Consider the following 13015-nt stretch of genomic DNA (forward strand, 5'->3'; position numbering starts at 1 on the left):
CGGCGGGGCCATTGTGGCCCTTGACAGTGGATTGGGTCATATGAGCGAGCGGGTCGCATTTGAGACAAGGTGACGTGAAACGAAAGGGCGCTGACCTTCTGGTCGCGCCCTTGAAGTTGAGCGTCAGATTGTCCAAATGCGGCCCGCGCAGCGTCGAGCCGTTACGCGGTTCGTAGAACCGCGTAACTAGTTAGTACATCTTTGCGCCGGCGGGGATGGAGGCGTCGAGCTGGATCAGGTTGAGACGCTCCTCACCATCCTCCTCGTGGATAGCGCTGATGAGCATGCCGCAGCTGGGAATGCCCATCATCTTGCGCGGCGGCAGATTAGTGATGGCGAGCAAGGTCTTGCCGACCAGGTCCTCGGGCTCATAATAACCGTGAATGCCGGAGAGGATGGTACGGTCGGTGCCGGTGCCGTCGTCGAGCGTAAAGTTCAGCAGCTTCTTGGACTTCTTGACGGCCTCGCATGCCTTGACCTTCACGGCGCGGAAGTCGCTCTTGGAGAAGGTATCAAAGTCGACGAACTCCTCAAACAGCGGCTCGACGGCAATCTTGGAATAATCAACCGTGGGCTTGAGCGGCTTGACGAAGGGGCTCGCGGCGTTGCCGGCCTCGGCAGCCTTGGCGGCAGCGGCACCGGACTGGAAACCCTTCTCGGGCTTCATGTGCGGGAACAGTAGCACGTCGCGGATGGAAGCCTGGTTGGTGAGCAGCATGACCACGCGGTCGATACCGATGCCGATGCCGCCCGCAGGAGGCATACCGTACTCGAGGGCGCGCACGTAGTCCTCGTCGTACTCCATGGCCTCGTCGTCGCCGCCAGCCTTCTCGGCCATCTGGGCGGCAAAGCGCTCGGCCTGGTCGACCGGGTCGTTGAGCTCGGAGAACGCGTTGGCGTACTCGTGACCGGCGATAACCAGCTCAAAGCGATGCGTCAGGCGCGGATCGTCCTCAAAGCGCTTGGCAAGCGGGCTGACCTCGATGGGGTAATCGCACACGAAGGTGGGGTTGACGATGGTGTCCTCGCCCAGCTCATCGTAAATCTCGGCGATGATCTTGCCAGCAGTCCACTCGGGCTTAATCTCCAGGCCCTTCTCGCGCGCGGCGGCAGCAAGCTCCTCGACCGGCGTGTCGATGGTGACCTGCTTGCCGAGCACGTCGGAGACGATGTCGGTCATGGGACGGCTGGCCCACTCACCAGAAAGGTCGATGGTCTGGCCCTGGTACTCGATAACCTCGGGGTTGCCGATGGCCTTGTTAGCCGCCTTGATGACACCCTGGGCGAGCGCCTTCATGCCCTCGAGGTCGGAGAAGGCACGGTAGGCCTCCATCGTGGTGAACTCGGGGTTGTGGGTAAGGTCCATGCCCTCGTTACGGAAGATACGGCCGATCTCGAACACGCGCTCAAAACCGCCGACGATGCAGCGCTTGAGGTGCAGCTCGGTGGCAATACGCAGGTAGCACTCCTGATCGAGCGCGTTGAAGTGCGTGATGAACGGCTTAGCCGTAGCGCCGCCCTGGATGGTCTGCAAGATGGGGGTCTCGACCTCCATGTAGCCGTCGGACTCCATAAAACGACGGAAGGTGGAGAGAATCTGCGAACGCTTACGGAAGGTCTCGCGAACGTCGTCGTTGGCGATCAGGTCGACATAGCGCTGGCGATAGCGGGTCTCCTTGTCGGAGAGGCCGTGGAACTTCTCGGGCAGCGGACGAACGGCCTTGGCAAGCAGGGTCGCACTCTTAGGGGCAACGGAAAGCTGGCCGCGCTGGGTGCGCACGACCACGCCGGTCACGCCCAGGATATCGCCAAGGTCGAGGGCCTTGAGCGTGTTCCAAGCGGTCTCGTCCATGTCATTGATGCGGCAGAACAGCTGAATCTCGGCAGTCGCATCGCGCACGACGATGAACATAATCTTGCCCTGACCGCGCTTGGCGACCACACGGCCGGCGATCTTCACGACGTCCTCGGTGTCCTCGCCATCGGCAAGCTCGGCATACTTAGCCTCGATATCGGCAACGTAGTCCTCAAGCTCAGAGTGCTCGGGATAGGGGTTCTGGCCCGCCTCGAACAGGGCGGCGCGCTTGGCCAGGCGGGTGGCGCGCTCGTCGTTGAGCGTCGATGCCTGATCTGCGGCGTTCTGGTTCTCTGCCATAAGTTAACTCCTCAAACTAAAACGCTCCCCAGGATTCGGTCCCAGGGAGCGAAAACATACCTTTACGCGGGACCGTGGTCTAGCGTGCAATCTTGGCGATGGTGTAGACGCGGGTCTTGCCGGAAGGCGTAACGACCTCGACGGAGTCGCCCTCGCCGTGACCGATGATGGCGTGGCCGACCGGAGACTCGTTGGAAATCTTGTGCTCGAGCGAGTTGGTCTCGGTGGTACCGACGAGCGTGACTTCCATGACCTCACCGTTGGGATCAATCAGAGAAACGGTGGAACCGATGGAGACGGTCAGATCACCTGTGGTGGCAGCAACCTGAGCGTTGGCAAGGATGGCCTGGATCTCGGCAATACGAGCGGCGTTCTGGGCCTGCTTGTCCTTAGCGGCGTCGTACTCGGAGTTCTCCGAAAGGTCGCCGAACGCGCGGGCTTCCTTGATGTCCTCGACGATCTCCTTGGCGTAATCGCCCTCACGCCAAGCGAGCTCCTCGACGAGCTTCTGGCGGCCCTCAGCGGTCAGTACGATCTGGCTTGCGTCCATACGGATATCTCCCCAACTCTGATCAAACAATCAACTGTCAACAAAACGAAAAAGACCGGCTAGCCTGCGGGCAAGCCGGTCAGGTGCTCACCCCAAAGGGATGGGACTACTCTGCGTCCGCGTCGCTGTCCTCTGCCTGCTTCTTCTTGGCAGCAGCGAGCTTGGCCTCGAGCTCAGCGATCTCCTTGTCCTCCTCGGACTGCTCGACCACGACCTCCTCGGCCTGCTTGGTCTCGGCCTTATCGTCGCCTTCCATACCCTCGCGGATATTCTTGACGGTAGAGCCGAGGGACTTGCCGAGCTTCGGCAAGTTCTTGGGCCCGAAGATAATCAGGACAACGACGAGAATAATGATGAGCTCAGGAGCCCTCAGTCCAAACATGTAGACCTCCACAATACAGCGAGACAAGCTCGAATGAGTATACCGCGGGTATCGCGGTATCACAACAATAGCTAAAAAAAGGGACCGCAAGAAGCGGTCCCTCCTCATGCTCTGGTCGGGTTGACTGGATTTGAACCAGCGACCCCTGCGTCCCGAACGCAGTGCTCTACCAAACTGAGCCACAACCCGTTAGCTCGACTATAGTAACAAAGATTTCCGTCGTGTGCTAGAGAAATTTTTACTTCTTTGGCACTTCGATGCGAACCGTGTTGGGAATGAGCTCCGTCGCGCAGGCCCACCAGCCGTTTTGCTGGGCAGCGTCGGCAAGCCTTTCGGCCGTGGCGGCGGTGTCGCAAATGGCAAACGAGCAGGCGCCCGATCCGCACACATCTACAGCAACGGTGCCGTCTTGTTTACGCAGCCAATCGAGAACCGTTTGTATCTGCGGCTCCATCTGTGCGGAAATGACACCCAGGTTGTTATGGATGAGCGCATATGCCGTCTCGGCATCACCAGCATGCAAGGCAGAAGCTATCGCGCCGGGCTTGTCTGCAGGCACCGGAGCCTCGTCAAAACGTCGATAGGCTTCAATTGTCGAAACGCTTGCCTCGCGCGGCTTGACCAACACGACGGGCGTTGCGGGCAGCGCGGGATACTCAGTTGCCAGCACGTCTCCCCCACCTACGTAGAACGCAGGGCTCGCGTGCAAAAAGAACGGGACGTCAGCACCAATACCCCGCGCAATGTCGTCGAGCGCGGGGTCGGTGCGATCAATTCCCCAGAGCTCCGCCAAGGCGACAATGACCGCGGCCGCGTCCGTCGAGGGGCCGCCCAAGCCGGCGCACAATGGAATGCGCTTCTCAATCGTCACGCAGATGTTTGCCTCGCAACCATAATGCTCGGCCATAGCAACCGCAGCCCGATACGCCGTATTCTTTTGCATGGGAAAATCTGATGCCGGAACCGTCTGGACGGTCAGCGCCTGCGCCGGCGCGACCGTCACGGAATCGGAAAGACCGACGGCTGCCATCAGGGAATCGACCCTGTGGTAGCCGCGGTCATCGCGCTCGGTATGAACCCCCAGGTAGAGGTTAATCTTTGCCGGCGCGGAAAGAGTCAGGGACCGATCGGTCACCGTTAGTGCTCCTCGAGCTGATTGCCGAGCGGGGTAAAAATGTGCTCACCGCTCTCGGGGTCGAACAGCTCGACCTGCCCGGTGAGGACATCGATATACTGGTAGGACTGACGCGACTTGCGGCCGCGACGTTCGTCAACCTCGACGATAAAGACGGCGGGGTGGACGCTCTTGATGGTGCCCATGCGCTCGACGACGCGGGTGCGGCCCATGTTGGCCTTCACCTTGACGCGATCGCCCACCATATCGGTCAGCTTCTCGTGGATGTCGTCGACGTGATTGACTTCCATCTCTTCCATGAACAGGGCCTCCAGAAGGTGCAATTCAAAAAGGGGATAATACCCCTAAGATAGACAAAACTCTAATACTATAGCACCCTGTTGCGACCACGCGCAAGTAGCTAATTTGGCTACTTACAGATTGTCGGTATCGAGGACGATGGTGAATGGGCCGTCGTTGACGAGGTCGACTTTCATATCGGCGCCAAAGATGCCATGCGCCACGTGTTCGACATCTTGACGAACGAGCGTCAGGAAGTACTCGTAGAGCTCGTTGGCAACATCGGGCGCGCCTGCATCGGTAAACGACGGACGGCGACCGTGGCGGCAGTCAGCGAACAGCGTGAACTGCGACACCACGAGCATCTCGCCGTCGACATCGGCAAGCGCCAGATTGGTCTTGCCGTTCTCGTCCTCGTTGATACGCAGCCCGCGGAGCTTGCCCCACAGCTTGTCGGCCTCGGCACGCGTATCGCCATGGCCCACACCCAGCAGCACCAGGTAGCCGCGTCCAATGCGACCCACGCACTCGCCGTCGACCGTCACGCCGGCGTTGAGCACGCGCTGCACCACCGCGCGCACGGCCTACTCCTCGCCCGTCAGTTTGGCGGATAGGTGCTCGAGCGCATGGAATCGATGGCTGATGGCGTTCTTCTCGTCCGCCGTCAGCTCGGCCATGGTCTTGCCCGGCGTGTCGACCGGCAGGAACAGCGGGTCGTAGCCAAAGCCGTGATCGCCGCGGCCCTCGTGTGCGATAGTGCCCTCGCAGGCGCCCTCACCATAGGTGACCAAACCGTCCGTGTCGATGAGCGCAACGACGCTCATAAAGCGCGCGGTGCGGTCCTCGTCTGCCACGCCTTCCAGATTCACGAGCAGCTTGGCATTGTTGGCGGCATCGTCGCCGTGAACGCCCGCGTAGCGCGCGCTATACACACCGGGCTCACCGTCCAGCGCGTCGACGACCAGGCCCGAATCGTCGGCAATGGCCATGAGCCCCGTCTCTTCGACGGCAGCCTGCGCCTTGATGATGGCGTTCTCCAAAAACGTCGTGCCGTTTTCCTCGGGGTCCTCAAATTCGCCCAGCTGGCCGAGCGCCACAAAGCGCACCTCGGGCATGACCTTGCCCAAAATGGCCTCGATCTCGGTGAGCTTATGGGCGTTGCCCGTTGCCACGACAATGGTCGCCGCCGGGTCGAGGGTGTCGATGTCGATCTTCTCAAGTGCCATGAGTGGTCTCCTTGTCTCTATAGCAATGCCGCGCCGAGGGCGACGAGGGCCTCCGCCTCTCCCCTCTCAATCAACGGCAGTCTTATACTTCGACGTTTTCCCAGATAAAACCTGCCAAAATAAACCTGTCCCTTTTTGGCAGGTTAGGCGATGGCTTGGCGCTGAAGCTCGATGAGCTCGGCGATGCCTTTGTCGCCCAAGTCGAGCAGGGCGTTGAGGCGCTTACGGTCAAAGGGCGCCTGCTCGCCAGTGCCCTGGAGCTCGATCATCTCACCGGTGTCGGTGGCGACGAGGTTCATGTCGACTTCGGCATGGCTGTCCTCGGAATAATCGAGGTCAAGCAGCGTATTGCCGTCGACAACGCCCATGGAGATTGCAGCCACCTGGCCGGTAAGCGGGATGCGCTCGATCTTGCCCGCCTCGACCCACATGGCGAGGGCGTCGTGCAGCGCCACCCAGGCGCCGGTGATGCTCGCTGTACGCGTGCCGCCATCGGCCTGAATCACATCGCAGTCGACGGTGACGGTGTACTCGCCGAGCGCCTTCATGTTGACGACGGTACGCAGGCTGCGGCCAATGAGGCGCTCGATCTCCATGGAGCGGCCCTTGCGGTTGGCGTGCTCGCGCTTGCAGCGCTTGCCGGTCGACGTCGGCAGCATGGCGTATTCCGCGGTCACCCAGCCGGCCTTAGCTCCCTTTCGCCAGCCCGGCACGCCCTCCTCGATAGTGGCGGCGCACAGCACGCGCGTGTCGCCGAACTCGGCCAGGCACGAACCGTGGGCGTGCTTCATGACGCCACGGGTGAGCTTAACGGGGCGCAACTCGTTGGCGGCGCGACCGTTGGCGCGGTTGACCTGCATGTACTCCATAGAAAAATCCTTTCGGCAAAAGGTGTGGCGAAGGCTCTGACGGCGGCCTTACATCTATTTCAGCTCATCGATATCGATATGCTCAATGCTCTTGAGCGGCTGACCAAAGATAAAGCTGCCCGCCACCGCAAACTCGGCAATGTTATCGGCCGTCGTGGCAAAACGATGCTGCGGCTCGGCGGCGTCGCCCGCCAGCTGCTCGCGGCGCGTGAGAATATCGGTCAGCTCGCGCGTGGTCTCCTCGGCGGAACTCACGACGCGCACCCCAGGCCCCAGCGCATGGCGGATAGGTCCCACCAACAGCGGAAAATGCGTACAGCCGAGCACCACGGTATCGATACCGTGGTCGCGCAGTGGCTCAACCGTGGCACCCACCAGCGCACGCACGGCAGGCGTATCGAAGATGTCCTCGTTCTCGAGCCACTGCTCTTGCAGATGCGCACCCGAGGCGAGCTCGTGTTCGACAACCTCAACAAAGCTCGAGGCGGGGCAGCCGTATACGTCGACGCCGGCATCTAGGTCCTGAATGGCGCGCGTGTAAGCGCCCGAGCGAATGGTGAGGTTGGTGGCGAGCACGCCCACGCGACGCGTGCGGGTGCTGTTGATTGCCGCACGGGCACCCGGCGCGATCACGCCGATCACGGGAACGTCGAGCACCTGCTGGGCCAGACGCAAGGCCGCAGCTGTCGCCGTGTTGCAGGCGATGACCATAATCTTGACGTCGTGCTTCGACAGCCAACGGCCCGCCTGCAACGCAAACGAGCGCACCTCATCCTCGGTGCGCGTGCCGTAGGGGCAGCGTTTGGTGTCGCCGAAGTAGTAGACGGACTCATGCGGCAGCGCCGTCGCGATGGCGCGCGCAACCGTCAGACCACCCAAACCAGAATCGAACACGCCAATCGGGCGCGTGTCGCCTGCCGGATTCTCGATATCGGACATTACCTCACCAGTCTCTCTCGAAAAGACATGTCCAAGTGCGGCGACGCCGCGCTACGAACGCGCCGCGACCAGCAGCTCTGCCGTCGCCGCCCAACCGTCGACAATTTTGCCGCGCGTAACGAAAGCGTTCTCGCAAGCAGCCAGGAACTCGGGCGCGCCGGCGCTCGTCAGGCCATTCTCGACCAGGCAGAACGTGCCCACGTGATCGGCCATGTAGAAGTCGGACTCGGAGTCGCCGAGCGCGAGCGTCTCCTCGCGCTCGATCCCCAGGTGCTCGCAGAAACGTGCGATGGCAACGCCCTTGTTGAGGCCCGCGGGGTTGATGTTGAATGCGCGACCGTCCTCGACGCGATCGAGCTCGAGCGTCGTCGGCTTGGACAGATGCGTCAGGTGACCGTTACAGGCCCACACCAGGCCACAGCCGGCCTCGTCGAGAATGGCCTGCGCCTCGTCATCGGGGATGTCGCCGCGCATGCCGACGGTAACCTCGCGGTACTTGTAGCCGGTCGACATGTCGTTGTGATACTCGATCTTGTGCGGCCAGCGGGCGAGGATCTTCTCGCACACGCCAGTCTGCTCGATCACCTGGTGCGGCGTGAGACCGCAAGATGGGTCGTAGGGCATGTCGCCGGTCAGATACTCCCAATCGTTGGCTTTGAGGTCGTACATGACCAGGCCGCCCATCTCACCAATGTAGGAGTTGAGGCCGAGCACGCGCGCGTCCTCGTGGATCATGGTACGGTTGCGGCCCGAGGTGGGAACCACCTGAATGCCAGCGCGGGCAAGTGCCACGACGGCCTCGACGAGTTTGGTCGAGGGGTTACCGTCGTTGTCGCGCAGCACGCACGAGCCGGGCGCGAGCATCGTGGCATCCAGGTCGGTAAAGACGTACTTGACCTTGGCCAAGCGCTCGCGCATCTCGCCCGAAAGCTCGGCAACGGTCGGCAGGGTGTTGTGGGACATGGTTACTCCGTTTACGTAGAAGGGTTTGGACTTGGACGGCATGTTTTGATTGAGGGAACACGCTTATGGCGACAGCGCACTCAGGGCGCCGCCGCCATCATGGTTCATTAGTCAAACTGGGTAACATCGATCAGGCGATTGGCCAGCGAAAGGTCGCTCTCGATGGGCACGAACTCGTCGCCCACGTGCATGAGCTCCTCGTCACCCTTTGCCAGCAGCAAGACAATGGTGGGAGCATCGGGGTTGACGTACTCCTCGCGCGCCGCTTTGAACGCCGCATGCACAGCGGCTTCGCGGTCGAGGATGATCTTGTTCGGCGTATCGTCGGGAACATGCTCGGCAAGCTCGCGACAGACCTTCATCGGGTCCTCGTGAGCCGGGTCCTCGTTGGCAAAGATCATCAGGTCGGAATATGGTGCGGCCTCGCGCGGAAGCTGCTCGCGGCGCTCCTGCGCCTTGCCGCCGGCAGCGCCAAACACTGCAATGACTGGACTAGCGGGAAACGCGCGCTTGACCGACGAGAAAAGCGAACGGAACGAAAGCTGGTTGTGCGCATAGTCAACGACGCAGATCACGCGGCCGTCCTTCGACTCCACGACCTCCATACGGCCCGGTACACGCAGTTTGGAGAGGCCCTTCTTGATAGCCTCGATACCGATGCCGATCTCGTGCGCAGCGGCGATAGCGACCAGCGCGTTTTCCACGTTAAAGTCGCCCGCGATGCCCAGCAGGACCTTCTCCCCCGCCTCGGACTCGTCGGCACACAGGCCATGCAGGTTAAACTCGATGTTAAAGCCGACCATGCGCACATCGCTCGCCCACAGGCTTGCCTCGGGATGCTCGACGCCAACGGTCACCAAGCGCTCGGCCGTCAACGCTGCCTCCAACACACGGTCAACCTCTTCGGTGCCCAGATTCACCACGGCGGTCTTTGCCTGGTCAAAGATCCTGAGTTTGCTCTCAAAATAATCCTCAAACGTGGGGTGTTCGATCGGCGAGATGTGGTCACGGCCGATGTTGAGGAAGCACGCCACGTCAAACGGCAGATTCTCGACGCGTTGGTACTTGAGCGCCTGGCTCGAGACCTCCATGACCATGGACTGGCGACCTGACGTGCGGCAGTTGGCGATATGGCGCCAGACCTCTGGGGCCTCGGGCGTAGTATTGGTGCTCTCGTAGCACTCGATGCCATCGTCGGTACTCACCGAGCCGATCATGCCGCAGGACTCGCCCGCCGCTTTGATAATCGACTGGAGCATAAAAGCGGCCGTGGTCTTTCCCTTGGTACCGGTGATGCCCACGATCTTGACGTCGTGGTCGGGACGGTCGTAGACCTCCGGCGGCAACAGGGCCATGGCCGTGCGAACGCTATCAACAACCAGCATCGCAGCACCGCTCTCCTGCGCCAGCGGCTCCAGAGACTCGACCAGCGACTCCTCGCACACAAATGCGACGGCGCCCGCATCGAGCGCCATGCTCAAAAACGCGGGCTTAAAGGCAGCACCTTTGCAAAAGAACACGTCACCTACCGAGACCGCGCGCGAATCAAACGAGCAGCCGGTCACGGCACGCTCGTCAACCTGCTCTGATGCGCGCAGCTCACCGCACACATCGAGAAGCTTGGCAAGCGTATCGACCGTGGTCACGGTCGCGGAATCCGAATGGTGCATCTTTCACCTTTCTCAGCCATTTGGCAGGGACGGTTTTTATAGTAACTGAAACGCACCCACGCAAAAACGGCTCCCGGAGGAGCCGTTACGCGCAGGCGTTCGTAAGCCGAGGCTAGGCAGCCTGAACAGCGGGCTGGTCCTCGTCGATAAAGAAGCGCTTGTACCACACCAGGAACACGAGCGGCGTATAGATCTTGCGCTGGAAATCGCCCTTGCCCGCAAAGTGCAGATCGAGCAGGTGCATGAGCTCGTCGGTATCGAAGAACTCGCTTGCCCACGGCGCGGTGAAGTACTCCTTGACATAGTCGTACCACTTTTGCTCGCGCAGCCAGTAGACAATCGGCACCGGGAAGCCCACCTTGGGACGGGTGGCCCACTCATCGGGCAGCGACTTGTTGGCAGCGTGGCGGAGTACTTGCTTGTTGCCGTTCTCGTTGATGCGGTAGCGGTCGGGAATGTGCTCGGCGAACTCCATGACTTTGCGGTCCAGGAAGGGCACGCGCAGCTCCAGCGAGTGCGCCATGCACATCTTGTCGGCCTTGAGCAGAATGTCGCCCGGGAGCCACATGTTCATGTCCAGGTACTGCTTCTTGACCAGCTCGGGCTGACCCTTCACGCGCGCATAGATGGGAGCGGCAAGCTCGAAGGCGCCATCGCCGGTGTTGTACTCGGGCTTGAGCACGCCGTCGACCTCGCGCTCCGGCCATACCAGAGCCTGTCCCAGGAACGACTTCTCGGGGATCTCGGCACCCTTGACCAGGAAGTTATGTCCCTTGAAGTACGGCATATGCAACGCCAGGTTACCGAGCGCGCGACGGATGGGCAGCGGCACCATCTTTTTGTACTTGCGGACTGGGACCGTGTCCTCGTAGTAGGCGTAGCCGCCAAAGAGCTCGTCGGCGCCTTCGCCCGAAAGCACGACGGTGACGTCCTTGCGGGCCATCTCGGCCAAGAACCACAGCGGCACGGAAGACAGGTTGGACTGCGGCTCGTCCATGTAATACTGGATGTCCTCGAGCGCACCGAAGAACTCGTCGGCGGTAATCATCTTGCGAACGTTTTCGACGCCGAGCTTATCGGAAAGCTCCTTGGCGTAGTTAGTCTCGTTGAAATTCTTGTAATCGAAGCCCACCGAGAAGGTCTTGTCGGGCATGAGGCAAGCGGCGATGTAGCTGGAGTCGACGCCGCCGGAGAGGAACGACGCGACCTTGACGTCAGCGATGCGATGGGCCTCGACGCTCTCGTGCACGACCTCATCCAGCTCGTCGACGTACTCCTCGAACGGCTTCTCGACGGCAGAGTAATCGCAATCCCAGTAGCGCTCGATGTTCATCTTGCCGGTCGGGATATCGACGGTAAAGTAATGCGCCGGCGGCAGCTTGTAGACACCCTCGAAGAAGGTCTCCTCGGTTGCCGAATACTGCAGCGTCATGTACGGACGCAGGGCCTTTTTGTTGACCGCCTTGTGGAAGTGCGGGTAGTCCAGGAAGCTCTTGATCTCGGAACCGAAGAGCACGCCCGGAGCGCCGTCGCCCGCATCGGCCATGGGATAGTAGTAGAGCGGCTTGATGCCAAAGATATCGCGGGCGCCAAAAAGCTTATTCTTCTTCTTGTCCCAGATGACGAAGGCGTACATACCGCGCAAGCGATCGAGTACTGCCTCGCCCCACTCCTCGTAGCCGTGCAGGAGGCTCTCGGTGTCGGCGCCGCAGTGGAACTTGTAGCCCTTGGCCTCGAGCTCGGAACGGAGTTCTTGGAAGTTGTAGATCTCGCCGTTGAAGACAATGACGACGCTACCGTCCTCGTTGGCCATAGGTTGGGCGCCAGCCTCGGTCAGGTCGAGGATCGACAGGCGGCGGAAGCCGAGGGCAACGCGGCCGTCGATAAACTGGCCGCCCATGTCGGGACCACGATGGACGATGCGGTCCATCATCTTGGTGAGCACCTCGGATTGGTTATCCGTCCCACCGACAAAACCGACAAAACCGCACATATACTATCCCCTCTGCTGTTGCTGGGTATCAAATCGAATCAGTAGCTTTTGAGTATACCCGAGGGCGTAAAGAGGGGCGGAATGTTCAGGCAATCTCAACTGAATCAGCTCCGCGCCGACACGCGCCAGTTACCTTTAATGGATATGAGATGAATGAGGCGATTGTTTTGCTATACTCTCTCCGCACGGGCGATTGGCGCAACGGTTAGCGCAGGTGCTTTACACGCACAAGGCTGGGGGTTCGAATCCCTCATCGCCCACCATTGAATTGGAAACGGTCCTCGCAAGGGGACCGTTTTTGTTTGGGCCCAGCGCATGGGATTCGAACCCGACAGGGTGCGAAGCTGAGGAAACGCGAAGCGTTTTCCAGCGCAGCACGCGAGGGCCGCAGGCCCGAAGCGAAAGCGGGCGGCGTCAGCCGCACGCGACATCCCTCATCGCCCACCACTGATTTGATAGGCTCCCAGCTATGGGGGCCTTTCTTTTTTGGGCCCATCGCGGGGGGATTCGAACCCGACAGGGTGCGAAGCTGAGGAAACGCGAAACGTTTTCCAGCGCAGCACGCGAGGGCCGCAGGCCCGAAGCGAAAGCGGGCGGCGTCAGCCGCACGCGACATCCCTCATCGCCCACCACTAGACTGATAAGGCTCCCAGCGATGGGAGCCTTTCTTTTTTGTGCCCAGTGCATGGGATTCGAACCCGCCAGCACGTCTGTCACAAAGGCCGTGGCCAGAAAATGGCAAAAATGAGTACTGCTACCTTGCTTACAACATATCAAAAGATAGTATTTGCTTAAGTTACGAGGTGGCGCGCGCAGACGTGGTGTAAGAGCGTCCCGAGGTCCGTCGCTGCAAG

The 13015-nt window shown here is 60.9% G+C and carries 12 protein-coding genes and 2 tRNA genes; 1 reads left to right on the forward strand and 13 read right to left on the reverse strand.

Features of this window, described 5'->3' with window-relative positions; genetic code table 11:
• Positions 1–190: 190 nt before the first annotated feature.
• From lysS to asnB, 13 genes are all read right to left on the reverse strand, one after another.
• Positions 191–2155, reverse strand: a complete 1965-nt coding sequence (gene lysS, locus DW645_RS09320) for a lysine--tRNA ligase (RefSeq protein WP_118227315.1) — start codon at positions 2153–2155, stop codon at positions 191–193.
• A gap of 79 nt (positions 2156–2234) precedes the next feature.
• A complete protein-coding gene (gene greA / locus DW645_RS09325; RefSeq protein ID WP_006234960.1) occupies positions 2235–2705 on the reverse strand; it encodes a transcription elongation factor GreA in 471 nt (156 codons plus the stop codon).
• Between the two features lie 106 nt (positions 2706–2811).
• Positions 2812–3087, reverse strand: coding sequence for a twin-arginine translocase TatA/TatE family subunit (gene tatA, locus DW645_RS09330; RefSeq protein WP_022094895.1), 276 nt, complete (start codon positions 3085–3087; stop codon positions 2812–2814).
• A gap of 112 nt (positions 3088–3199) precedes the next feature.
• Positions 3200–3276, reverse strand: a tRNA-Pro gene (locus DW645_RS09335).
• 49 nt (positions 3277–3325) lie between these two features.
• Positions 3326–4222, reverse strand: coding sequence for a 4-(cytidine 5'-diphospho)-2-C-methyl-D-erythritol kinase (gene ispE, locus DW645_RS09340; protein ID WP_233540759.1), 897 nt, complete (start codon positions 4220–4222; stop codon positions 3326–3328).
• Positions 4223–4224: 2 nt separating this feature from the next.
• Positions 4225–4521 carry a Veg family protein gene (locus DW645_RS09345; protein ID WP_006234957.1) on the reverse strand — a complete coding sequence of 99 codons (297 nt, stop codon included), beginning with the start codon at positions 4519–4521 and terminating at the stop codon, positions 4225–4227.
• Between the two features lie 114 nt (positions 4522–4635).
• Positions 4636–5082 carry a D-aminoacyl-tRNA deacylase gene (dtd, locus tag DW645_RS09350; RefSeq protein ID WP_117816907.1) on the reverse strand — a complete coding sequence of 149 codons (447 nt, stop codon included), beginning with the start codon at positions 5080–5082 and terminating at the stop codon, positions 4636–4638.
• A gap of 3 nt (positions 5083–5085) precedes the next feature.
• On the reverse strand, positions 5086–5727 hold the full coding sequence (rdgB, locus tag DW645_RS09355) for an RdgB/HAM1 family non-canonical purine NTP pyrophosphatase (RefSeq protein ID WP_118227316.1): 642 nt from the start codon (positions 5725–5727) through the stop codon (positions 5086–5088).
• 143 nt (positions 5728–5870) lie between these two features.
• Complete coding sequence (gene rph / locus DW645_RS09360; protein ID WP_117563804.1) at positions 5871–6596, reverse strand: ribonuclease PH; 726 nt, start codon at positions 6594–6596, stop codon at positions 5871–5873.
• Between the two features lie 54 nt (positions 6597–6650).
• Complete coding sequence (gene murI / locus DW645_RS09365) at positions 6651–7535, reverse strand: glutamate racemase (protein ID WP_035137557.1); 885 nt, start codon at positions 7533–7535, stop codon at positions 6651–6653.
• 51 nt (positions 7536–7586) lie between these two features.
• Positions 7587–8498 (reverse strand): HAD family hydrolase, encoded by a 912-nt coding sequence (locus DW645_RS09370; RefSeq protein ID WP_099432110.1) that lies wholly within the window; start codon positions 8496–8498, stop codon positions 7587–7589.
• Positions 8499–8605: 107 nt separating this feature from the next.
• A complete protein-coding gene (locus DW645_RS09375) occupies positions 8606–10168 on the reverse strand; it encodes a Mur ligase family protein (RefSeq protein WP_118227317.1) in 1563 nt (520 codons plus the stop codon).
• Between the two features lie 112 nt (positions 10169–10280).
• Positions 10281–12161 (reverse strand): asparagine synthase (glutamine-hydrolyzing), encoded by a 1881-nt coding sequence (asnB, locus tag DW645_RS09380; RefSeq protein ID WP_118227318.1) that lies wholly within the window; start codon positions 12159–12161, stop codon positions 10281–10283.
• Between the two features lie 187 nt (positions 12162–12348).
• On the opposite strand from asnB, the gene DW645_RS09385 reads away from it, so the two are divergent.
• Positions 12349–12424 (forward strand) — tRNA-Val (locus tag DW645_RS09385).
• Positions 12425–13015 lie beyond the last annotated feature (591 nt).

It is taken from the genome of Collinsella sp. AM23-17, from assembly GCF_003470945.1.
In the GTDB taxonomy this organism is placed as follows: domain Bacteria; phylum Actinomycetota; class Coriobacteriia; order Coriobacteriales; family Coriobacteriaceae; genus Collinsella; species Collinsella aerofaciens_O.